We start from the raw sequence: 22,610 nt of genomic DNA, 5'->3' as shown, positions 1-22,610 counted from the left end.
GCGCACCGTCCACAGCGACCGGGCTCCTCCACAGATCCCGAGCGACCCTCGGCACGGGGGCGGGAACCGGCGAGGCTCGCGGAGGACGGCCCGGACATCCGGGCCCCGACCCGAGGAGGACGCGTGCGAGCCACCATCCAGGAGCCGGTCACCGATGGACCCGAGGTCGCCGGCCGCGCCGGGGTCGGCGTCGCCCAGGGCGGCGCCGACCGCCGCGCACGTACGGGCCCCGGGTCCCCGCCCGGTCGCCTTCTCCTCGGAGGTCCGGCCCGGCAGGCGCGGAGCGGCGGTCCGTGGGGACGCCGCTGGGCGCGGGTCCGCGCGACCGGTGAGGCGGGTATGAGCACCGCCGAGTACGCGGTGGGCACCGTCGCCGCGTGCGCCTTCGCCGCGGTGCTCTACCGGGTGGTGACCGGTGGGTCGATCGTGTCGGGCCTGACCGATCTGGTCGACTCCGCGCTCGCCACCCTGAGCTGACGTGTCGGTCGGGGCCGCTGCGCGTGCCGTCCGCAGCCGGGAGGCGGGCATGGTGACGGCGGAGACCGCGGTGGTGCTGCCCGTCCTCCTGCTGGTCCTCGCCGGTGCGGTGGCCGCGCTGGCCGTGGTGGGCGCGCAACTGCGCTGCGTCGACGCCGCGCGCGAGGGGGCGCGGGCCGCCGCGCGCGGCAGCGCCGCCGCGGAGGTCCGCAGGATCGTCACGGCCACGGCCCCCGACGGTGCCGGGGTGACGACGGTCCACGACGGCAACCTCGTGGTGGTCACGGTGAGCGCGCGGGTCACGCCGCTCGGACCCGTGCCCCTGAGCACGACCGTCACGGCCAGCGCGACGGCGGCCGTGGAACCGGGTGTGGGCGGTCCGGGTGCGGCCGGGCCGGGCGGATGACCCCCGGCGCGGCGAGCGGGGGTCGGCGACCGTGTGGACCGTCGTCCTCACCGGACTGCTGGCCCTGGTCGGCGCGGCCGGCCTGGTCGTGGGGGCCGCGGTCGTCGCCCGCCACCGCGCCTCCGCGGCCGCGGACCTCGCCGCCCTTGCCGCAGCGGGCGCCGCGGTGCGGGCCGATCCGGAGGCCTGCGCCCGCGCGCGGCTGGTCGCGGAGGCCAACGGGGCCCGGCTGACGCGGTGCGCGGCCACCCCCGGGGGCTTCGTGGACGTCCGGGTGGAGGTAGCCGTACGGCTCGGCGAGCTCGGCCACCGGACGGCGATCGCCCGCGCCCGCGCCGGCCCGGTGACGAGCGCGCCGGCGGCGTCCCCGGCGCCACCGGCGGGGACCGGACGACCCGCCGGTCGGGACGCGGTGCTGGACGGCGCAGCGGTGGAGGGTGCAGCGCTGGAGGGTGCAGCGCTAGAAGACGAGGTCGTCCTCGGCTCCGTCGTCCGGTCCACCGGACGCGTCGCGCGCGGGCGCCGACCGTCGACCGCCCGCAGCCGACCCGGTCGCCGCCTCCTCGGCGGCGGCGAGCTCGTCGAGCACGACGTCGAGCACCCGCACGGCGGCCGCCTTGTCCAGCGGCTCGTTGCCGTTGCCGCACTTGGGCGACTGGACGCAGGAGGGGCAGCCCGACTCGCACTCGCAGCTCGCCACGGTCGCCCGGGTGGCCTGCAGCCAACCCCGCAGGGCGGCGTAACCCCGCTCGGAGAAGCCGGCGCCACCGGGGTGCCCGTCGTAGACGAAGATCGTCGCCGCTCCGGTGTCCGGGTGCAGCGCGGTCGACAGGCCACCGAGATCCCAGCGGTCGCAAGTGGCCAGCAGCGGCAGGAGGCCGATGGCCGCGTGCTCGGCGGCGTGCAGCGCGCCGGGCAGCGCCGCCTCGTCGACCTCGGCCCGGGCGACCGCCTGCTCGTCGAGGGTGAGCCACACGGCGCGGGTGCGCAGCTGCCGGGGCGGCAGGTCCAGCGGGAACTCCGCGAGGACCTCACCGGTCACCCACCGGCGGCGCTGGTAGGCGACCACCTGGGTGGTCACGTCGACGACGCCGGTGTGCGCGGTCACCGAGCCCAGCGGGCGGCTGCGCTCGGTGGTGACGACGCCGAGGTCGGTGACGTCCCGCGCCACGGTGGTCCACTCCGGGGTCTCTGCGTGCACGACGGCGCACGCGCCCTCGAGGTCGTACTCGTCGACGACGTAGGTCTCGCCGCGGTGCACGTACAGCGCGCCCTGGTGCACGGTCACGTGTGCGGCGCCCCCGTCGACCGTTCCCAGCAGGCGACCGGTCGCCCCCTCGATGATCGACACCGCCTCCCCGCCGCTGCCCCGGATGTCGACCTCGGGTCGGCTCCGACCAGCCCAGTACCAGCCGGTCGGTCGCCGACGCAGCCGTCCGGCCGCGACGAGCTCGGTGAGCAGCTGCTCGGCCACCTCCCCGCCGAAATCGGCCAGGTCCTCGGGCCGCAACGGCAGTTCCGCGGCCGCGCAGCACAACTGCGGGGCGAGCACGTACGGGTTGGCCGGATCGGTGACGGTTGCCTCGACCGGCCGGCCGAAGACCGCATGCGGATGGTGGGCGAGGTAGTGGTCCAGCGGGTCGTCCCGGGCGACGAAGACGACCAGCGACTCGCGCTCGGCCCGCCCCGCCCGCCCGGCCTGCTGCCACAGCGAGGCGAGGGTGCCCGGGTAGCCGGCCAGCACGACGGCGTCCAGGCCGGCGATGTCGATGCCGAGCTCCAGCGCGTTGGTCGTGGCCACGCCGCGCAGCTCGCCCGACGACAGCGTCCGCTCCAGTTCCCGGCGCTCCTCGGGCAGGTAGCCGCCGCGGTAGGAGTCGACCCGCCCGGCCAGGTCGTCGTGACCGCGCTCGCGCAGCAGCCGGCGGGCCTGCTCGGCGACCGACTCCGCGCTCCGCCGCGACCGGACGAACGCCAGGGTGCGGGCGCCTCGCTCGACCAGGTCGGCGAGCAGGCCCGCGGCGTCCGCCGCGGCCGACCGGCGCAGCGGCGCCCCTCGCTCGCCGGTCCGCTCGGTGAGCGGCGGTTCCCACAGGGCGAAGGTGGCTCCGGGGCGGGGGGAGCCGTCCTGGGTCACGGCCACGACCGGCGCTCCTACCAGCCTGGAGGCCGCGGCGGCCGGGTCGGCGACGGTGGCCGAGGCGAGCAGGAACACCGGGTCGGCGCCGTACCGGCGGCAGATGCGGCGCAGCCGGCGCAGCACGTGGCCGACGTGCGAACCGAAGACGCCGCGGTAGGCGTGGCACTCGTCCACGACGACGAAGGCCGTGCGGCGCAGGGTGCTCGACCACTTCTGGTGGGCCGGCAGGATCCCGCGGTGCAGCATGTCGGGGTTCGTCACGATCCAGCGGCTGTGCCGGCGCACCCAGTCCCGCTCCTCGGCCGGGGTGTCGCCGTCGTAGGCCGCCGGGCGCACCGACGGACCCGCGAGCGCGGCGACCGAGGCGAGCTGGTCGCGGGCCAGCGCCTTCGTGGGCGCGAGGTACAGCACGCAGGCCCGCGGGTCCTCGGCCAGCCGGGTGAGCGCGGGCAGCTGGTAGGCCAGCGTCTTGCCCGACGCGGTGCCGGTGGCCACCACCACCGACCGGCCGGCGCGCGCGTGCTCGGCGGCTTCCACCTGGTGGCGCCACAGCGCGCCGACGCCGCGCCCGGCGAGCCGCTCGCGCAGCGTCGCGTCCACCCAGTCCGGCCACGGCCGGGTGCTGCTGCGCCGCACCGGCACGCGGTGCACGTGGGTGACGGGTCGTTCGTCCTCGGCCGTGCCGGCCAGCAATCCGGCCAGCAGGTCCGCCCCGGGAAGAACCAGGTCCGCGCCGGGAGGGGGAGCCGAGCGGACCGGGTGGAGCGTGGTCACCCCTCCACTGTCACACCTTTCGCCGCGGAGCGGGGGCGCCGGGGAGGGGGCGGGCGCGCGGACGGCGAGCACCGCCGCTGCCCCGCCGTCAGGGGGTCGCCCCCCATCACCGCACGGCGCGGCGCGCTCGCGCCGTACCGACGGAGCCAGTGGCCGGCACCGGCGGCGGACGGCCTTCGGCGAGGGAGGGCGCGACCGGAGGAGGCCGGTCGGGACCCGGTCCGTCCGGCCGCGGCGGCGCTCGTGCACGCGGACGCGCGCCGGTCGGGACCGGTCCGTCCGCCCGGCTCCGGTGGTGCCCGCGCGCGGACGCCCGGCGGACGGGACCGGTGCGTCCGTCCGGCCGCGGCGGAGCTCCTGCGCGGACGCGGCGGCGCCCGTGCCGGTCACGCACCCACGCGGTGCCGGAGACCCGCCCCGCCGGGCCCGTGCGCGCGCTCCTCGGTCCGGCGCCGGGACCCGGTCACCTACCCCGCCCTCCCTGGTGAGGACGCTGCGCGATCGAGGGTTGTACGGGTTGTGATCTCGCTTACAATCCGCGACGTCCGGCTCCGCGGAGACCTCGCGCACGTCGGGCGACCTCCGCCCAGCCGGGAGCACTCGTGCCTCCCGGCGGCTCCCGATCGCTTGGAGGAACTACATGCCCGACAGCGCGCTGTCCGGCGGGGACTGGGTCCTGGTCTGGATCGTCCTCGTCATCTCCCTGGCCGCGCTCGGCTTCGCCTACTACCTGGTCCGCGCCGTCCTGGCTGCCGACCAGGGCACGACGACGATGCGGGACATCTCTCGAGCGGTCCAGGAGGGCGCGGCGGCGTACCTGCGGCGGCAGTTCAAGACGCTCGGGGTGTTCGCCGTCATCGTCTTCCTGCTCCTGCTGCTGCTGCCGGTCGCCGAGGGCGGCTGGGAGACCCGCGTGGGCCGAGCGGTGTTCTTCCTCGTCGGGGCCCTGTTCTCCGCCCTCGTGGGTTTCATCGGCATGACGCTGGCCACGCGCGGCAACGTCCGCGTCGCGGCCGCCGCGCGCACCGGTGGCTACCGGCCCGCGTTCCGCATCGCCTACCGCACCGGCGGCGTCTGCGGAGCCATCACCGTCGGCCTCGGCCTCTTCGGTGCCGCGCTCGCGGTGCTGTTCTTCAACGAGACCGCGCCGGTGGTCCTCGAAGGCTTCGGCTTCGGTGGCGCGCTGCTGGCCATGTTCATGCGCGTCGGCGGCGGCATCTTCACCAAGGCGGCCGACGTGGGCGCCGACCTGGTCGGCAAGGTCGAGGCCGGCATCCCCGAGGACGATCCCCGCAACGCGGCCACGATCGCCGACAACGTGGGCGACAACGTCGGCGACTGCGCCGGGATGGCCGCCGACCTCTTCGAGTCCTACGCGGTCACCCTGGTCGCCGCGTTGATCCTGGGGCAGGTCTTCTTCGGGGCGATCGGCATGGTCTTCCCGCTCGTCGTCGCGGCGATCGGCGTCCTCGCCTCGGTGGTCGGCGTCCTGGCCAGCAACCCGGGCAAGTCCGACAGCAGCGGCCTGGCCCCCATCAACCGGGGATTCTTCGCCTCCGCGGCGGTCTCCCTCGTGCTGGTCGCCGTGGCCGCCTTCACCGTGCTCCCGAGCACCGCCGACGGCTTCGACACCGCCGTGAGCCCGCAGGTGCTCGGCTTCGTCTCCGTGCTCGTCGGCATCGTCCTGGCAGCGGCCATCCAGCAGCTGACCGGCTACTTCACCGAGACCAGCCGCAAGCCGGTCAAGGACGTCGGCCGCAGCTCGCTGACCGGCCCGGCCACCGTGATCCTCAGCGGCATGTCGCTGGGCCTGGAGTCGGCCGTCTACGCGGCGGTGCTCATCGGCGGGGCGGTGTACGCGGCCTTCCTCATCGGCGGCGGCGCCGCGCTGTACGCGGTCGCGCTGGCCGGGACCGGCCTGCTCACGACCGCCGGCGTCATCGTCTCGATGGACACCTTCGGTCCGGTCAGCGACAACGCGCAGGGCATCGCGGAGATGTCCGGCGACATCGACGAGACCGGTGCCCGCGTCCTCACCGACCTCGACGCCGTCGGCAACACCACCAAGGCGATCACCAAGGGGATCGCCATCGCCACGGCGGTGCTCGCGGCCACGGCGCTGTTCGGCTCCTACAACGAGCAGGTCCGCATCGCCCTCGAGGGCCTCGAGCTGGGCGACGCCTTCAGCCTCGTCCGGCCGAACAACGTGGTCGGCGCGGTGCTCGGCGCGGCGGTCGTGTTCCTCTTCTCCGGCCTGGCGATCAACGCGGTCTCCCGGGCGGCGGGCCGGGTGGTCTTCGAGGTGCGGGAGCAGTTCCGGACGCGCCCCGGGATCATGGACTTCAGCGAGCGGCCCGACTACAGCAAGGTCGTCGACATCTGCACCAAGGACTCGCTGCGCGAGCTGGCCACCCCCGGACTGCTCGCCGTGCTGGCCCCGGTCGCGGTCGGCTTCGGCCTGGGCTTCGGGCCCCTCGCGGCCTACCTGATCGGCGCGATCGCCGCCGGCACCCTCATGGCCGTCTTCCTCGCCAACTCCGGCGGCGCCTGGGACAACGCCAAGAAGATGGTGGAGGACGGCGCGTACGGCGGGAAGGGCAGCGAGGCCCATGCCGCCACCGTCATCGGTGACACCGTCGGTGACCCCTTCAAGGACACCGCCGGGCCGGCGATCAACCCGCTGATCAAGGTGATGAACCTCGTGGCGCTGCTCATCGCCCCGGCGGTGGTCAGCCTGCAGGTCGGAGACGGCGCCAACACCACCGTCCGCGTGCTCATCGCGCTGGGTGCGGTGGCGATCGTGGTCGGCGCCGTCGTCGTGTCCAAGCGTCGGTCGGTCGTGGTCGGCGACGCGTCCACCACCAGCCCGCAGTCCCTGACCACCAGCGCTCCCTGATCCGCACGGCCCGATCCTCCGGCCGCGACGCGTCCCGGCCGGAGGATCGGCGCGGTCTGTGGACCCCGCCGTCCGCTGTGGACGGCGGCGTGCCCGGGCGTCGCCGGTCCGCCTAGCGTCCGCCGCCTCCGGTCCCCCAGGACCACCGGACGACGCCGGGAGGCCGCCGTGTCCTCGACCATCTCCGTCCAGCTGGACGCCGTCGACGCGCTCGCCGACGAACTGGGCGCGCTGGCCGCCGAGCTGGACGAGGACGTGCTCGAGTGCCGGTCGGCGGCGGCGCAGCTCGCCGCCGCGCTGGACGGCCCCGTCGGCTGGCAGGCCGGCGCGACCGCGACGGCCTGGTCGTCGCTCGCCGCCGCGCTCGTCGAGCGGGCCACCGCGCTGTCCGGCGGCCTCCGCGCCGCCGTCGGCGCGTACCGGGCGCTCGACTCGGCGCTCGTCAGTGAGCTGCGCCCCGTCCGGTCCGGCTCCGTGCCGCCGGCCCGATGACGCCGCGGCCCGGGACCGCCGGGGACCCGGGTCCGGCCCGCCTGGCGGAGGTGGCGGCCTGGGACGCCGCCGTCCTGCCCGGTGCCGTGCGCCGGTTGGACGGCGTGGTGTCGCGGCTCCCGGCATGGCGCTACCGGCTCGAAGCGGTCGGCCGGGCGCTGGAGAGCGCGCCGGTGTGGTCGGGACCCGCCGCCGCGGGCGCCGCCGGTGCGGTGCTGCGCCTGTCCGACGCGGCGACCGCGGTGACCGCCGCCATGTGCTCCTCGCTCGCGGGCTTCGAGCGGCTGGTCGCGGCGGCGGGGCGTGCGGCGCCGCTCGCGGCCGAGGCGCTCGCCCTGGAGGCGGTGACGGCTCCGGCCCTCGATGCCGTACCAGGGGCGGCGGCTGCGGAGCTGACCCGGCAGGCGCTCGACCACGCCGCCGCCGCCGACCGCGCAGCGGACGACGCGGCGGACGCGCTGGTCGCGGTGGGCGTCCGCGACGGCTTCCCGCCTGCCGGCTACGGGCAGCTCGCGGCCGAGATCCACCCGGCCGGCCCGGTGGTCCTCCCATCCCTGACGGCGACGGCGGCCGAGGTGGCCCGGTGGTGGACGGGGCTGCCGGCCGGGGCGCAGCGGGCGGTCCTCTCCGCCGAGCCGCGCCTGCTCGGAGCCCTCGACGGACTGCCCGGCTGGGCCCGGGACCGCGCCAACCGCCGGCTGCTGGACCTGGCCCTCCGCTCGCCGGACCGGGACGTGCGGGCGGCCGCCGTCGTGGTGGGAGCGGCCATCCGCAGCCGCGAGGCGAACGGCGGCCGGGTGCACCTGCACCAGTTCGACCCGGAACGCGGCCTCGTCGCGCTCGCCCTCGGCGACCTCGACACCGGCGAGGCGGTCGCGCTGCTGGTGCCCGGCATCTGGACGACCCCGGAGGACGACCTCACCGGCCTGCTCGACGACGCCGCCGCGGTGGGTGCGGCGGCAGCGGTGACGGCCCCCGGCCTGGCGGTCGTCCCCGTGGCCTGGCTGGGGTACCGCACGCCGCAGGGCCTGCTCGCGCCGCTGTTCCGTTCGGCCGCCCGCCGGGGCGGCCCGGCCCTGGACGGCGCGCTCGACGGGCTGGCCGCGGCCCGCGCCGCGACCGGGGTGGCGCCCGCCCGCACGACGGTGCTCGCGCACAGCTACGGCACCGTGGTGGTCGACGAGGCGGCGGACGCCGCCGGTCGGCTCGCCGCTGACGCCGTCGTGCTGCTGGGCAGCCCGGGCATGGAGCCCGGCGGTGCGGCCGGGCTGGAGGTGCGCGACGTCCACGACGCCGCCTCCCTGGCGGATCCGATCTCCTGGAGCGGATGGTTCGGCGACCCCACGTGGACGCCCGGCTTCGGCTCCGAGGTACTGCCGACCCGGATCGACACGGGCCACACCGAGTACTACGACGCCGACCACCCGACGCTGGCCTCCCTCGGCGCGGTCGTGGCCGGGGCCGGCCGGTGAGCCCGGCCGGTGAGCCCGCCCGGCGAGCCCGGCCGTCCACCGGGAGCCGGCGCGTCGGGAACAGGGCGGGCCGGCCGACGTTGGTGGGGGTGACGGCACGCCCACGATGGGTTGCCACGCGAGCTCTTGTCGCCTCCGTGCCTTACCGTGGCGCGCCAAGGAGACCGCGACGGCGTCCCGCTGTCGTCCCGCCCGGCGTCGGGCGGTGCACGGCCGGCCGTGGCCGCCCTCCGACCGGACCTCCCGGTCGGGAGCGTCCCCCCGGCGCCGCCGCACCACCCAGCGGCACGCGCCACGGGGCGCGCCGGCACCGGCTGGTGCCGGACGCCCGGTGCCGGACGGCATCCGGCACCGCGCACGACCCCGGCACCGCGCACGACCCCGGCACAATGCCGGTCCCGCACCACCGACAGGAGCACCGTGCCCACGAAGACCACGCAGAACGGCAGCGCCAGCGCACCCGCGGCCGCCGGTGGGAGCACCCCGTCCGGTCGCCGGAGGTCCGCCGCGTCCGGCGGCCGGCCGCTGGTCATCGTCGAGTCGCCGACCAAGGCCGGCAAGATCGCCGGCTACCTCGGCAGCGGGTACGTCGTCGAGGCCAGCGTCGGGCACATCCGCGACCTGCCCCGCAACGCCGCCGACGTGCCCGCCGAGCACAAGGGGGCCTCGTGGGCCCGGCTCGGCGTCGACGTGGACAACTCCTTCGAGCCGCTCTACGTGATCAGCCCCGACCGCAAGCAGCAGGTCACCCGGCTCCGCCAGCTGGTCAAGCAGGCCAGCGAGGTCTACCTCGCCACCGATGAGGACCGCGAGGGCGAGGCCATCGCCTGGCACCTGGTCGACACGCTGAAGCCGCGCGTCCCCGTGCGCCGCATGGTCTTCCACGAGATCACCCCGGAGGCCATCGCGCGGGCCGTGGCCAACCCGCGCGAGCTCGACACCGCGCTGGTCGACGCCCAGGAGACCCGGCGCATCCTCGACCGGCTGTACGGCTACGAGGTCAGCCCCGTGCTGTGGAAGAAGGTGCTGCCGAAGCTGTCGGCCGGCCGGGTGCAGTCGGTGGCCACCCGCATCGTCGTCGAGCGGGAGCGGGAGCGGATGGCGTTCACCTCCGCCGACTACTGGTCGCTCGAGGGCACCTTCGCCGTCACCGAGCGGACCAGCGGCGTCGACGAGGGGGAGCCGACGACCCTGCGCGCCCGGTTGGTCAGCGTCGACGACAGCCGCGTCGCGACCGGCCGCGACTTCGACCCGACCACCGGCCGGGTCACCGGCGACGTCGTGCACCTCGACGAGGCCGGCGCCCGCGGGCTGGCCGCCCGGCTGGAGGGCCGGCAGGTGACCGTCAGCCGGGTCGACGAGAAGCCCTACCGGCGGCGTCCGTACGCGCCCTTCACCACCTCGACCCTCCAGATGGAGGCCGGCCGGAAGCTCGGTTGGTCGTCGGCCCAGGTCATGCGGGTGGCGCAGCGGCTGTACGAAAACGGCCACATCACCTACATGCGGACCGACTCGACCCACCTGTCCGACGAGGCGATCAACGCGGCCCGGCAGCAGGCGCGCGAGCTCTACGGTGACGCCTTCGTGCCCGCCGAGGCCCGGCGCTACAAGAGCAAGGCCAAGGGCGCGCAGGAGGCGCACGAGGCGATCCGGCCCGCCGGCGACAGCTTCCGGACGCCCGGTCAGCTGGCCGCGCAGCTCGCCCGCGACGAGTTCCGCCTGTACGAGCTGGTCTGGCAGCGCACCGTGGCCAGCCAGATGGCCGACGCCGTCGGGCAGACCGTCAGCATCCGGCTTGCTGGGCGCAGCTCCACCGACGAGGCCGTCGAGTTCACCGCCAGCGGGCGCACCATCACGTTCCCGGGCTTCCTCCGGGCCTACGTCGAGAGTCGCGACGAGGCCACCGGCGACGACGACCAGGGCACCGACGACGCCGAGCGCCGGCTGCCGCGGGTCGAGCGCGGGCAGCACCTCGACACCCGGGAGCTGGAGGCCAAGGGGCACAGCACCACACCCCCGGCCCGGTACACCGAGCCGAGCCTGGTCGCGCGCCTGGAGGAGCTGGGCATCGGCCGGCCGTCGACCTACGCGTCGATCATGCAGACCATCCAGGACCGCGGCTACGTGTGGAAGAAGGGGTCGGCCCTGGTGCCCTCCTTCATCGCCTTCGCCGTCGTGAACCTGCTGGAGCAGCACTTCGCCCAGCTGGTCGACTACGACTTCACCGCGTCCCTGGAGGGCGAGCTCGACGAGATCGCCAGCGGCGCCCTGCGCCGGGTCGACTGGCTCACCGAGTTCTACTTCGGCGGGGCAGGCCGGCACGCCGGCGGCATCGCCGCCTCGGGCGGGCTCAAGCAGGTCGTCGGCCAGCGGCTGGAGGAGATCGACGCCCGCGGTGTCAACTCCATCCCGCTGCGGGCCACCGATCCGGAAGGGCGCCCGGTCGTCGTCCGGGTCGGGCGCTACGGGCCCTACCTGCAGGCCGGGGGCGAGGAGGGCGGGCGCGTCAGCCTCCCCGAGGACCTCGCTCCCGACGAGCTGACCACGGAGAAGGTGGCCGAGCTGCTCGCGGCGCCGTCCGGCGACCGGGAGCTGGGCGCCGACCCGGAGTCCGGGCTGCCCGTCGTCGTCAAGGCGGGCCGCTACGGCCCCTACGTGACCACCGTGGTGCCCGAGGGCAGCAAGGAGGCGCCGCGGACGGCCAGCCTGTTCTCCTCCATGTCGCCCGAGACGGTCACCCTCGACGACGCCTTGCGGCTGCTCACCCTGCCGCGCACCGTCGGTACCGCTCCGGACGGCGAGGAGGTCCAGGCGCTCAACGGCCGCTACGGGCCCTACCTGAAGAAGGGCGGCGACTCCCGGTCGCTGGAGAGCGAGAGCGCGCTCTTCACCGTCTCGCTCGACGAGGCGCTGGCCCTGTTCGCCCAGCCCAAGCAGCGAGGACGCCGGGCGGCCGCCACGCCGCTGAAGGAGCTCGGACCCGACCCGGCCACCGGCGGGCAGGTCACGGTGCGGGAGGGCAGGTTCGGTCCCTACGTGACCGACGGTGAGACCAACGCCAGCCTCCGCAAGGGTGACGACGTCGAGACGATCACGATCGAGCGCGCGGCCGAGCTGCTCGCCGACCGTCGGGCCCGCGGCCCGGCCACGAAGAAGAAGGCCACCAAGAAGAAGGCGGCGGCCAAGAAGAGCACCGCCAAGAGGGCTCCCGCACCCGCAGCCGGCTGACCGTCGCCGTTGCGCCCGGCCCCGGAGGCCCGTCGGGCCCGGGTCCGAGCCCGGCCCCGGTCCGCGGGCGCGGTCGGGGCCGGCGCCGCGGACGGTCAGGCCGGGCGGCGCCCGACGGCGAACACGCGCCGGAACGGCAGCACGGTGGTGCCGTCGGGCCGCTCCGGGTAGGCGGCGCGCAGCAGCGCCGCGTAGGCCTTCACCAGGTCGTCGGCCTCGTCGTCCGTGAGCCGGCCCAGCACCGGCCGCAGGACGGTGCTGCGCACCCAGCCCAGCACCGGGTCCGGGCCGTGCAGCACGTGCAGGTAGGTCGTCTCCCAGGCGTCGGCCTCCAGCCCGGCGCCCTCGAGCACCTCGAGGTAACCGGTGGGGTCGAGGACGGCGTCCGGCCGCGGCGCGACGTCGCCCACCCGGGCCGCCCACCGCGGCGCGCGGCACAGCTCGTCCAGCAGGGCGTGGGTGGGTGCGCGGAAGTTGCCCGGCACCTGGACGGCGAGCTCGCCGCCCGGCGCCAGCTCCCCGGCCCAGCGCACGAGCAGCTCGGGATGGCCTGGCACCCAGTGCAGGACGGCGTTGCTCACCAGGACGTCGACCGGCTCGGCGGCCCGCCACTCCCGGACGTCGCCCCGCTCGAAGACCACCCGGTCCGGCCGGGCGTGCGCGGCCGCGGCCGCCAGCATCTCGGGGGAGGAGTCGATGCCCGTGACGCGGGCGTGCGGCCACCGGTCGGCGAGGGTTGCGGTCAGCGCGCCCTCGCCGCAGCCCACGTCGACCACGGTGCGCGGCGTCCGAGCGCGCACCCGGGCCAGCAGCTCGACGAAGGGCCGGGCCCGCTCGTCGGCGTAGCGCAGGTAGGTGCCGGGGTCCCACGCCGCGGACCCGCCCGCCCCGGCACCACCGACGCCGGCGTCCCCGCCCTCGTTGCCCGGCCCGCCCGTGGATCGCTCCGTCCCCGTCATCGCGGCCGACCCTATCCGGGGCGGTGCTCCGGAAGGCGGGTGTGACGCAGTGGCCCAGGAGTGACGCGGACCTCCCTCGTCCGGGGTCGGCGAGGCTGGATCCGTCACTGCCGCCCGGTACCGTGAGGCGGCCGAGGGCCAGCTCCGCCCACCACCTCGACCCCGGGAGCCCCGATCAGGTCCGACCCGCCGTCCGCGGTGCCGCCGCCCGACGAGGCGGGTGGTGCGGCCGAGGGGACGGTTCCCGCTCCGGCCGGGCTGCCGTCGGCCGCGACGCCGGTCCCGGACGACGCGGCGCCGCCGTTCGTCGCCCTCGACCCCGCGGACGCCGGCCGGTCCGGCCCGGGCGCCCAGCCCGGGGAGGACGGGCCCGGGCAGCGTCCGGACGTGCCCGGCGCCGTGGGCCTGGTCGCCAAGCTCCGGGCGGTCCTGCGGCTGCGCGACTTCCGCCGGCTCTGGTACTCCACGACCCTGTCCAGTTTCGGTGACTGGCTCGGCCTGCTGGCGATCACCGCGACGGCGACCGCCACGGTCGAGGGTTACGCGGAGAACTTCGCACTCGGCGGCGTGCTGCTGCTGCGGCTGCTGCCGGCGATGCTGCTGGGCCCGTTGGCCGGCGCCTTCGCCGACCGCTTCGACCGGCGCAAGACCATGGTGGTCACGCACGTCGTGCGGTTCCTGCTGTTCGCGTCGATCCCGCTGGTCGACCACCTCGGCTGGCTGCTGGTCGCCCAGTTCCTCATCGAGGCGGTCGGGCTGTTCTTCATGCCGGCCAAGGACGCCGCCGTCCCCAACATGCTGCGCAAGGACCAGCTGGAGCCGGCCAACCAGCTGTCGCTCGTGACCACCTACGGGCTCACGCCGGTGGCCGCCGGGGTGCTGTTCGCCGTGCTGGCCGCCATCGGAGGGCCGCTGAGCGGGGCGGTGTCCGGGCTGGACGAGATCGACCTGGCGCTGTACCTCAACTCGGTCACCTACGTCATCGCCGCGGGCATCATCTGGCGGCTGACGTCGATCAGCGGCCGGGGCGCCGCGGTGTCCGCGGCCGAGGAGGAGAGCTTCCTCGGCTCGCTGCGCAACGGGTTCTCCTTCGCAGGGAACACGCCGCTGGTGCGCGGCCTGGTCGTCGGCATCGCCGGCGCGTTCGTCGCCGCCGGTGCCGTCATCGCGACGGCGCAGGCCTTCGCCCGGTCGCTGGACGCCGGGGCGGCCGCCTACGGCCTGCTCTTCGGGGCCGTCTTCGTCGGGCTGGGACTCGGTATCGGCATCGGCCCGGGCATCGCCCGCGATCTGCCCCGCCAGCGCATGTTCGGCATCGCCATCGTCGGCGCCGGTGCCGCGGTGCTCATGCTCGTCTGGAGCATCGCGCTGTGGATCGCGCTGTGCCTCGTCGTCCTCATGGGCTTCTTCGCCGGCATCGCCTACCTCGCCGGCTTCACCCTGCTGGGCACCGAGGTCGAGGACGCGGTGCGTGGCCGGACCTTCGCGCTGGTGCACTCGCTCGTGCGGGCGGCGCTCATCCTGAGCCTCGCGGTCACCCCGTTCGCGGTCGGCCTGTTCGGCCGACGGACGTTCGACCTGGGCATCGGCAGCCAGACGGTCACCGGCGAGCGGCTGGCGCTGTTCGCCGCCGGGCTGGTGGCCGTGGGGGTCGGCGTCCTGGCGTACCGGCAGATGGACGACCGACGGCCGGTACCCCTGGTCGCCGACATCGTCACCGCCCTGCGACGCGACACCACCGCCCGCCGCCGGCTGGCCGGCGGCGGCGTGTTCATCGCCTTCGAGGGCGGCGAGGGCGCGGGCAAGTCGACGCAGGTGCGCCGGCTGCAGGAGTGGCTCACCGCGGAGGGCCTGGTCGCCCGCGCGACCTTCGAGCCGGGCGGCACCCCGTCCGGCGCCGGCATCCGCTCGATCGTGCTCGATCGCGGGCACGGCGGGCTGTCGCCGCGCACGGAGGCGCTGCTGTACGCCGCCGACCGTGCGCAGCACGTGCACGACGTGCTGCGGCCCGCCCTCGACGCCGGCGAGGTCGTGATCACCGACCGGTTCGTCGACAGCTCGCTGGCCTACCAGGGCGCCGGCCGCGCCATGCCGCTGGAGGAGGTGCGCACGCTCTCCCGGTGGGCCACGGAGGGGCTGCGGCCCGATCTCACCGTGCTGCTCGACCTCCCGCCGGAGGTGGGCCTGGCGCGCGCCCGGGGCCGGGCGGCGGCCGACCGCATGGAGTCGGAGTCGCTGGACTTCCACCAGCGCGTGCGGCGGACCTTCCGCGCCCTGGCCGAGACCGACCCCGACCGCTACCTGGTCGTCGACGCCCGGCAGACGCCGGACGAGATCGCTGCGGAGATCCGCAGGCGGGTCGCCCAGCTGCTCACCGGCCTGCCGCTGCAGACCCTGCGCACGCTGCCCGAGGACGGCGACCGGCCGGCCGGCGGGCTCGACCCGCGGTCGCCGGTCGTGCCGCACCACCCGCACGCCCAGACGGGCCCGACCCCCCAGCTGCACCCGTGAGCCCGGTCGGACGCGGGCGCGTCCGCGGGACACCGTGACGGCCGGCCCCGCGGACGACGTCTGGGCCCACGTCGTCGGCCAGCCCGCGGCGGTCGCCGAGCTGCGCGCCGCCGTCGCCGACCCGGCGGTGATGACCCACGCCTGGCTGTTCACCGGCCCGCCCGGCTCCGGGCGGTCGGTCGCCGCCCGCGCGTTCGCCGCCGCGCTGCAGTGCCCGACGGCCGGCCGGCACGCCGACGGGGGCACCTGCCACTCGTGCCGGACCGTGCTCGCCGGCACCCACGCCGACGTGCAGGCCGTCGTCCCGGAGGGGCTGTCCATCGGGGTGGCCGAGGTGCGCGAGCTGGTGCGCATCGCCGGCCGGGCGCCGTCGCAGGGCCGCTGGCAGGTGGTGTTGGTCGAGGACGCCGACCGGATGACCGAGCAGGCGGCCAACACCGTGCTCAAGATGCTGGAGGAGCCCCCCGCGCGCACCGTGTTCCTGCTCTGCGCGCCCAGCCTGCACCCCGACGACGTGCCGGTCACCGTCCGCTCCCGCTGCCGGGTGGTCACCCTGCGGACGCCGTCGGCCGACGCGATCGCCGACGTCCTGGTGCGCCGGGACGGCTTCGACCCAGCACTGGCTGCGTGGGCGGCCGGCGCCGCCGGCGGCCACGTCGGACGGGCGCGGCGGCTGGCCCGCGACGAAGCGGCACGGTTGGCGCGCAAGGCCGTGCTCGACATCCCGCTGTCGCTGGTGTCCCTCGCCGCCTGCCTGGACGCCGCCGACGACCTGGTGTCGGCCGCGCAGGAGGAGGCCGACGCGGCGGCCGCCGCCCTGGACGGGGCGGAGACCGAGGCGGTCAAGGCCAGCCTCGGGGTGGGCGCCCGGGGCCCGGGGGTGGCCGCGGCCAGCCGCGGCGCCGGCGTGCTCAAGGAGCTGGAGAAGAAGCAGAAGTCGCGGGCCACCCGGCTCTCCCGCGACTCCCTCGACCGCGCCCTGGTCGACCTCGCCGCGCTCTACCGCGACGCGCTGGTGCTGCACGCGGCCGGTGACCAGGCCCCGCCGCTGGCCCACCCCGACCGGCGGGCCGACGCGGAGGAGCTGGCCCGCCGCATCGGGGCGGAGGGGGCGCTGCGCCGGATCGACGCGCTGCTGGCCTGCCGCACGGCGCTGGAGCAGAACGTCAAGCCGCGGGTCGCCGTCGAGGCGCTGACCGTGGCGCTCCGCCTGCCCGCCTGACGGACCATCGGGCCTCCGACACCTGGCAGGGGTACCGCGGACGGCGGACCCGGTGACGTAGGCTGTGGCGCGCACGCCCGCCGCCTTAGCTCAGTCGGTAGAGCATCTCACTCGTAATGAGAAGGTCGTCGGTTCGATTCCGACAGGCGGCTCCCCTGGCCCGTCCACCCTCGGCACGATGCCGCCGTGGACCGCGACCTGATCAGCGCCATCGCGCACCGCTCCCACCCGATCGCCGCGCCCGTCTCCGAGGCGGTGCTCCGCGAGCTCGCGGGTCGGCTGGCCGTGCCGGACGGGGGCCGGGTGCTCGACCTGGGCTGCGGTGCCGGCCAGTGGCTGCTGGCGGCGCTCGGTGCCGCGCCGCCCGCCACCGGCACCGGCGTCGACAGCTCCGCCCACGCGCTGGCCGTCGCGCGTCGCGACGCGCTCGACCGCGGGCTGGCCGGGCGGGTCCGCTTCGAGCAGGCCGACGCCGCCGGCTGGGCGGGCGGGCGGTTCGACGCGGTGCTGTGCGTCGGCGCCACGCACGTCTTCGGCGGGCTGGCCGCGACGCTCGACGCCGTCCGCGACCACCTGGCACCCGGCGGGCGGCTGCTGCTCGGCGACGGCTTCTGGGACGGCGAGCCGACGGCGGCGGCGCTGGACGCCCTGGGCGCCGTTCCCGGCGAGCTGCCCGACCTGCCCGGGCTGGTGGCCGCCGTCCAGGAGCACGGCTACGAGCCCGGCCACGGGCACGTGAGCTCGGCCGCGGAGTGGGACGACTACGAGTGGAGCTGGACCGGCGCGCTCACCGAGTGGGCGCTGACCGAGGCCGGCCCGGACGACCGCGACGCGGCGCTCGCCGCCGCCCGCGCCCACCGCCACGAGTGGCTGACCGGCTACCGGGGGCAGCTCGGCTTCCTGACCGTCGTGCTGCACGACACCCGCCTCCGCTGACGCGAGTGGGTGCTGGCCGTGGACACGCCGACGGCGGCACCCGACCGGGGTGCCGCCGTCGTGCGACGTGCCGACAGGTGCCAGCGGTCAGTGCTCGGAGGGGGCGTCCTTGGCCCGGCCGAGCGAGGCCACGATCTCCTTCTCGGCGTCCTCCCGGCCCACCCACTCGGCGCCCTCGACCGACTTGCCCGGCTCGAGGTCCTTGTAGGTCTCGAAGAAGTGCTGGATCTCCAGCCGGTCGAACTCCGAGACATCGCTGATGTCGACCAGGTGCGCCATCCGCGGGTCGGTGGCCGGCACGCTGAGGACCTTGTCGTCACCGCCCTTCTCGTCGGTCATCCGGAACATGCCGATGGCCCGGCAGGTGATCAGGCACCCCGGGAACGTCGGCTCCTCCAGCAGCACCAGCGCGTCGAGCGGGTCGCCGTCCATGCCGAGCGTGTGCTCGATGTAGCCGTAGTCCGCCGGGTAGCGGGTGGAGGTGAAGAGCATCCGGTCGAGGCGGATGCGTCCGGTCGCGTGGTCCAGCTCGTACTTGTTCCGCTGGCCCTTCGGGATTTCTATCGTCACGTCGAACTGCACGGCACGTAGTGTGGCCCACCGTGGCCCCGCCCTCCCCGGCGGAGGTCGTTCCTGGGGGGTGGGCACCATCACGTCGACGGCTCCGCCGACGGGCACGGCGTCCGGTACGACGACCGTCACCGCCAACTACGGGCGCTTCCGCCGCCGGATGGCCATGGGCGTCGTGGCGGCCCTGCTCGTCGTCGGCGGCAGCATCGCGGGGCTCGTCGTGGCGACGCAGGACGACGCGCCGGCCGAGGCGACCGTCGCCGTCCCCGGGGCTCAGCTGCCGCAGATCGGCGCCGCCGATCCCGTGCTCGCCGCGCTGTCGGCAGAGGCGCCCGCGCCCGAGCCGGCCGCCCTGGCTGCGGCGCTCGACCCGCTGCTCGACGCGCCGGACCTCGGAAGCGGCGTCTCGGCCTCGGTCGTCGACGTCGCGACCGGCGGCGAGCTGTACGCGCGCGACGCCGCCGACCCGGCCAGCCCGGCCTCCACGGCCAAGCTGCTCACCGCCGTGGCGGCCCTGACCACGCTCGACCCGGCCGCGACCATCCCGACCACCGTGGTGGAGGGCGCCGCGCCGGGCGAGGTCGTCCTCGTGGGCGGCGGCGACCCGACGCTGTCGCGGACGGCGCCGTCGCAGACCTATCCGGGCGCGCCGACCGTCGCCGACCTGGCCACCCAGGTGGTCGCGGCGCTGCCGGCCGGCACCGAGGTGACCCGGGTCGTCGTCGACAGCTCGCTCTACACCGGGCCGCTGACCGCGACGGGCTGGGGCCCGGGCGACTCGCCGTCCAACTACGCCGCGCCGGTCACCGCCACCGCGGTCGACGGTGCCCGGGTCGCTCCCGGGGCCCTGGCCCGCAGCGCGCAGCCCGGCCTGGACGCCGGGGCCGCGCTCGCGGACGCGCTCGGCGCCGCCGGCGCGACGGTCGTGCTCGGCGAGGCGCCGGAAGGCACGCGGACGCTGGCCACGGTGCAGTCGGCGCCCGTCGTCCGGCTGGTCGAGCAGATGCTCGCGCTGTCGGACAACATGCTCGCCGAGTCGCTGGCCCGCCAGGTCGCCCTCGCCCGCGACCTGCCGGCCAGCTTCGAGGGGGCCGCGGACGCCGTCACCGAGGCGCTGACCGACGCGGGCGTCGACGTGTCCGGCGTCGTGCTCGCCGACGGCAGCGGCCTGTCGCGCGACGACCGGGTGCCCGCCGCGGTGCTCACCGGGATCGTCGCCGGCGCCGCCGGCGGCAGCATCAACGACGCCGGGGCGGTGCTGTCCGGCCTGCCGGTCGCCGGCTACGACGGCACGCTCTTCGACCGGGGGGACGACGACCCGGCCACCGCCCCGGGCGCCGTGCGCGCCAAGACCGGCACCCTGCTCGGCGTGCACGCCCTGGCCGGCACCGTGCTGACGGTCGACGGGCGTCTGCTGGCCTTCGCGGTGATCGCCGACGCCGCCACGGGAGGCGAGGTGGCGGCCGAGGCCGCCCTGGACGCGGTAGCCGCCCGCCTCGCGCTCTGCGGCTGCCGCTGAACGGCCCGACCCGGGCAGGCCCGGTCCCGCTCGCCGCGAGCGTGCGAGCAGAGGAGGACGGAGTCCTCGCACCGCGTACCGTGAGGCGATGACCAGCCCTGCCTCGATGGTCGACTGGGACCTCGCCGGCCGCACCGCCCGCAAGCTGATGAGCCCGGGCCCGGAGACCACCCGGGAGGAGGCGGCCGGCGTCGTCCGCGAGCTGCACGAGGCCGCGGCCACCGCAGTCGGTCATGTCGAGGCGCTGACCGGGATGCGTCCCGCGCCCGGCGGGCCCGTCCCGGAGGTCGTCGTCGTCGACCGGCCCGGCTGGGTCGACGCCAACACCAGTGGCATGGCCGCGCTGCTCGACCCGCTGGTCGAGGCGCTGCAGCAGAAGCAGGACCGGCGTCCCGGTCCGCTGGCCACCGCCATCGGCTCCCGCGCCACGGGTGCCCAGGCCGGGCTGGTGCTCTCCTACCTCGCCTCCAAGGTGCTCGGGCAGTACGAGGTGTTCGGCAGCGGAGGCCGGCTGCTGCTGGTCGCGCCCAACGTCGTGGCGACCGAGCGGAAGCTCGGCGTCGACCCGACCGACTTCCGGCTCTGGGTGTGCCTGCACGAGGTCACCCACCAGTTGCAGTTCACCGCGGTGCCGTGGTTGCAGCAGCACCTCGAGGGGCAGATCGCCGACTTCGTGGCCGCCACGGACCTGTCGCCCGACGTGCTCCGCGAGCGGTTGCAGGAGGTGGTGCGCGGCCTCGCCGACGCGGTGCGCGGCGGCGAGGGCGAGAGCGAGGGGCTCATGGCGCTGGTGCGCGACCCGCGCCAGCGTGCCGTGCTCGACCGGGTGACCGCCGTGATGAGCCTGGTCGAGGGGCACGCCGAGTACGTCATGGACGGCGTCGGCCCGGACGTCGTCCCGTCGGTCCGCACGCTGCGCAAGCGCTTCGCGCAGCGCCGCAAGGGCCAGGGTCCGCTGGACCGCCTGCTCCGCCGGCTGCTCGGCCTGGAGCAGAAGATGAAGCAGTACGCCGACGGCCGGCAGTTCGTCGGCGGTGTCGTCGACAGCGTGGGCATGGAGGGCTTCAACCGGGTCTGGGCCGGCCCGGAGAACCTCCCGCGGATCGAGGAGCTCACCGAGCCGCAGCGCTGGGTCGAGCGGGTGCACGGCCGGCCGGCGATCACCGCCTGAGCCGAACGTCCCCCGGCGGAGCACGGCCGTGGTCGGACCGCCGCGCGCGGTGGCGGTGCTGCGGTCCGCGGTGCGGCCCGGGCTCCGCGCCTGCGACCGGCCGGTCCTCGTCGCCTGCAGCGGTGGAGCGGACTCCGTGGCGCTGGCCGCCGCGCTGGCCTTCGAGGCCCGCGCCGCCGGCGTCGCCGTCGGCGGTATCACGGTCGACCACGCCCTGCAGCCGGGTTCCGCGGAACGCGCCGAGCGGACGGCGGAGTTGATGCGCGGCCTGCACCTGTCGCCCGTGCTGGTGCGACGGGTCGAGGTCGGGTCGACCGGCGGGCCGGAGGCGGCCGCCCGCACGGCCCGCTACGCCGCGCTCGCCGCGGCGGCCGGGGAGCACGGCGCTCGCATCGCGCTCGGGCACACCCTCGACGACCAGGCCGAGACCGTGCTGCTCGGCCTCGGCCGCGGCTCGGGGCCGCGGTCGGTCGCCGGGATGGTCCGGCTCCGGGATGACGGCGCGGTGACCTGGTGGCGGCCGCTGCTCGGCGTCCGCCGGGCGACGACCCGCCGGGCCTGCGCCGACCAGGGGCTGCCGGTCTGGGACGACCCTTGGAACGCCGACCCCGCGTACACCCGGGCCCGGTTGCGCGCGGAGGTGCTGCCGTTGCTCGAGCAGGTGCTCGGTGGCGGGGTGGCCCCGGCCCTGGCCCGGACGGCGGAACTGCTGCGCGAGGACCTCGACGCGCTGGACGCACTGGCCGGTGCGCAGTTGACGCGGCTGGCCGGCGAGGCAGGCGACGGAGGGCTGCCGGCCGCGCCGCTGGTCGACCTGCCCGCCGCGCTGCGCCGCCGCGTGCTGCGCGGCTGGCTGCACGCGGCCGGCGTGCCCGACCTGCACGCGGTGCACCTGCGGGCCGTCGACGCCCTCGTGGTCGCGTGGCGGGGGCAGGGGCCGGCGGACCTACCGGGCGGCGTCCGGGTCGTCCGGGCGTCTGGCAGGCTGGTGCTCAGGCCGGCCGCTCGGGACGGCCGGCCCGGTCCAGCGTCCGCCGTCCGCGAGGAGCCCGTTCCGTGACCGAGACCGCCACCGCCCGCGGGGGCATCGTCCCCGGGGCCCCGGCCGGGGAACCCACGCCCGGGGCGCTGGGCCCCGACCACGGCTACGGCCCCGACATCGACCACGTCCTGCTCACCGAGCAGCAGATCCAGGACAAGATCCGTGAGCTTGCCGCCACCATCGCCACCGACTACGCCGGACGCGAGGTGCTGCTCGTCGGCGTGCTCAAGGGCGCGGTGCTGTTCATGAGCGATTTCGCGCGGGCACTGGAGCTGCCGACCCAGATGGAGTTCATGGCCGTCTCCTCGTACGGCTCGTCGACCAGCTCCTCCGGCGTCGTGCGCATCCTCAAGGACCTCGACCGCGACATCGCCGGGCGGCACGTCCTGGTGCTCGAGGACATCATCGACTCCGGGCTGACCCTCTCCTGGCTGCTGAAGAACCTCGGCAGCCGGCAGCCGGCGTCGCTGGAGGTGTGCGCGCTGCTGCGCAAACCCGACGCGATCAAGGTCGAGGTGCCCGTGCGGTACGTCGGCTTCGACATCCCCAACGAGTTCGTCATCGGCTACGGGCTCGACTACGCCGAGCGCTACCGCGACCTGCCCTACATCGCGACGCTGAAGCCCGAGGTCTACGCGTAATACATCGTCGGCCTCCGGCCGACACCGCGGCCACGTGCCGTTCCCCGGCCGCGCTGAGCCGTTCCCGCCGCTCCTCGGGGGACCCTCCGGGCCCCCGCTCGTCTCGTCGACCGCGGCCACGTGCCGTTCCCCGGCCGCGCTGAGCCGTTCCCGC

General features: G+C 76.1%; 16 protein-coding genes, 1 tRNA gene and 1 pseudogene. 15 read left to right on the top strand and 3 right to left on the bottom strand.

From position 1 onward, the window contains the following. Nucleotides 1–123 precede the first annotated feature (123 nt). The 3 genes and pseudogenes from OF117_RS20620 to OF117_RS22305 all read left to right on the top strand — a co-directional run. Nucleotides 124–477, top strand: a complete 354-nt coding sequence (locus OF117_RS20620; protein ID WP_263554729.1) for a DUF4244 domain-containing protein — start codon at nt 124–126, stop codon at nt 475–477. A 49-nt stretch (nt 478–526) separates the two neighbouring features. Next, complete coding sequence (locus tag OF117_RS20615) at nt 527–883, top strand: TadE family type IV pilus minor pilin (RefSeq protein ID WP_263554728.1); 357 nt, start codon at nt 527–529, stop codon at nt 881–883. Beyond that, nucleotides 846–1,214 (top strand): annotated as a pseudogene (locus OF117_RS22305) (Rv3654c family TadE-like protein); the annotation flags it as partial. The gene OF117_RS20615 and the pseudogene OF117_RS22305, both read left to right, overlap by 38 nt. Before the next feature lie 129 nt (nt 1,215–1,343). Here the strand turns inward: OF117_RS22305 and OF117_RS20610 are convergent. Then, the gene (locus OF117_RS20610) at nt 1,344–3,797 is read right to left on the bottom strand and encodes a DEAD/DEAH box helicase (protein ID WP_263554727.1); all 2,454 of its coding nucleotides are present in this window, start codon (nt 3,795–3,797) and stop codon (nt 1,344–1,346) included. Between the two features lie 640 nt (nt 3,798–4,437). Between OF117_RS20610 and OF117_RS20605 the strand changes: the two genes are divergently transcribed. The 4 genes from OF117_RS20605 to topA all read left to right on the top strand — a co-directional run bounded on the left by OF117_RS20605 (nt 4,438) and on the right by topA (nt 11,885). Beyond that, nucleotides 4,438–6,693: a sodium-translocating pyrophosphatase gene (locus OF117_RS20605; RefSeq protein ID WP_263554726.1), complete on the top strand. Its 2,256-nt coding sequence runs from the start codon at nt 4,438–4,440 to the stop codon at nt 6,691–6,693. 168 nt (nt 6,694–6,861) lie between these two features. Then, nucleotides 6,862–7,185, top strand: a complete 324-nt coding sequence (locus OF117_RS20600; protein ID WP_263554725.1) for a hypothetical protein — start codon at nt 6,862–6,864, stop codon at nt 7,183–7,185. Continuing rightward, the gene (locus tag OF117_RS20595; protein WP_263554724.1) at nt 7,182–8,657 is read left to right on the top strand and encodes an alpha/beta hydrolase family protein; all 1,476 of its coding nucleotides are present in this window, start codon (nt 7,182–7,184) and stop codon (nt 8,655–8,657) included. Before OF117_RS20600 ends, OF117_RS20595 begins: the two co-directional genes overlap by 4 nt. A 420-nt stretch (nt 8,658–9,077) precedes the next feature. Continuing rightward, nucleotides 9,078–11,885 carry a type I DNA topoisomerase gene (topA, locus tag OF117_RS20590; RefSeq protein ID WP_263554723.1) on the top strand — a complete coding sequence of 936 codons (2,808 nt, stop codon included), beginning with the start codon at nt 9,078–9,080 and terminating at the stop codon, nt 11,883–11,885. Nucleotides 11,886–11,980: 95 nt separating this feature from the next. Here topA and OF117_RS20585 read toward each other — a convergent pair whose 3' ends face one another. Further along, nucleotides 11,981–12,844, bottom strand: coding sequence for a trans-aconitate 2-methyltransferase (locus tag OF117_RS20585; protein WP_263554722.1), 864 nt, complete (start codon nt 12,842–12,844; stop codon nt 11,981–11,983). Between the two features lie 198 nt (nt 12,845–13,042). Here OF117_RS20585 and tmk point away from each other — a divergent pair, with 198 nt between their 5' ends. The 4 genes from tmk (at nt 13,043) to OF117_RS20565 (ending at nt 17,513) form a co-directional block, all read left to right on the top strand. Next, a complete protein-coding gene (gene tmk, locus OF117_RS20580) occupies nt 13,043–15,355 on the top strand; it encodes a dTMP kinase (RefSeq protein ID WP_263554721.1) in 2,313 nt (770 codons plus the stop codon). A 34-nt stretch (nt 15,356–15,389) separates the two neighbouring features. Further along, entirely contained in the window at nt 15,390–16,577 is a 1,188-nt protein-coding gene (locus OF117_RS20575) for a DNA polymerase III subunit delta' (protein ID WP_263554720.1), read from the top strand. 79 nt (nt 16,578–16,656) lie between these two features. Then, a tRNA-Thr gene (locus OF117_RS20570) sits at nt 16,657–16,729 on the top strand. A gap of 34 nt (nt 16,730–16,763) precedes the next feature. Further along, nucleotides 16,764–17,513, top strand: coding sequence for an SAM-dependent methyltransferase (locus OF117_RS20565; protein WP_263554719.1), 750 nt, complete (start codon nt 16,764–16,766; stop codon nt 17,511–17,513). An 87-nt stretch (nt 17,514–17,600) separates the two neighbouring features. Here OF117_RS20565 and OF117_RS20560 read toward each other — a convergent pair whose 3' ends face one another. Then, entirely contained in the window at nt 17,601–18,095 is a 495-nt protein-coding gene (locus tag OF117_RS20560) for an inorganic diphosphatase (RefSeq protein ID WP_263554718.1), read from the bottom strand. Nucleotides 18,096–18,153: 58 nt separating this feature from the next. Between OF117_RS20560 and dacB the strand changes: the two genes are divergently transcribed. From dacB to hpt, 4 genes are all read left to right on the top strand, one after another. Next, on the top strand, nt 18,154–19,602 hold the full coding sequence (gene dacB, locus OF117_RS20555; protein ID WP_263554717.1) for a D-alanyl-D-alanine carboxypeptidase/D-alanyl-D-alanine-endopeptidase: 1,449 nt from the start codon (nt 18,154–18,156) through the stop codon (nt 19,600–19,602). Nucleotides 19,603–19,690: 88 nt separating this feature from the next. Further along, the gene (locus tag OF117_RS20550) at nt 19,691–20,773 is read left to right on the top strand and encodes a zinc-dependent metalloprotease (protein WP_263554716.1); all 1,083 of its coding nucleotides are present in this window, start codon (nt 19,691–19,693) and stop codon (nt 20,771–20,773) included. 28 nt (nt 20,774–20,801) lie between these two features. Continuing rightward, nucleotides 20,802–21,833, top strand: a complete 1,032-nt coding sequence (gene tilS / locus OF117_RS20545) for a tRNA lysidine(34) synthetase TilS (protein ID WP_263554715.1) — start codon at nt 20,802–20,804, stop codon at nt 21,831–21,833. Between the two features lie 68 nt (nt 21,834–21,901). Next, the gene (gene hpt / locus OF117_RS20540; protein ID WP_411969472.1) at nt 21,902–22,456 is read left to right on the top strand and encodes a hypoxanthine phosphoribosyltransferase; all 555 of its coding nucleotides are present in this window, start codon (nt 21,902–21,904) and stop codon (nt 22,454–22,456) included. Nucleotides 22,457–22,610: the final 154 nt, after the last annotated feature.

The sequence above is a fragment of the Geodermatophilus sp. YIM 151500 genome (assembly GCF_025716945.1).
Lineage (GTDB): Bacteria > Actinomycetota > Actinomycetes > Mycobacteriales > Geodermatophilaceae > YIM-151500.
Note: the sequence above shows the minus strand (reverse complement) of the source record. Positions and strands in the feature narration are given on the sequence as shown.

Coding starts and splice junctions, on each gene's coding strand:
- OF117_RS20615 (WP_263554728.1), top strand. CDS start 527: ATGGTGACGGCGGAGACCGCGGTGGTGCTGCCCGTCCTCCTGCTGGTC.
- OF117_RS20605 (WP_263554726.1), top strand. CDS start 4,438: ATGCCCGACAGCGCGCTGTCCGGCGGGGACTGGGTCCTGGTCTGGATC.
- OF117_RS20595 (WP_263554724.1), top strand. CDS start 7,182: ATGACGCCGCGGCCCGGGACCGCCGGGGACCCGGGTCCGGCCCGCCTG.
- OF117_RS20585 (WP_263554722.1), bottom strand. CDS start 12,844: ATGACGGGGACGGAGCGATCCACGGGCGGGCCGGGCAACGAGGGCGGG.
- OF117_RS20550 (WP_263554716.1), top strand. CDS start 19,691: ATGACCAGCCCTGCCTCGATGGTCGACTGGGACCTCGCCGGCCGCACC.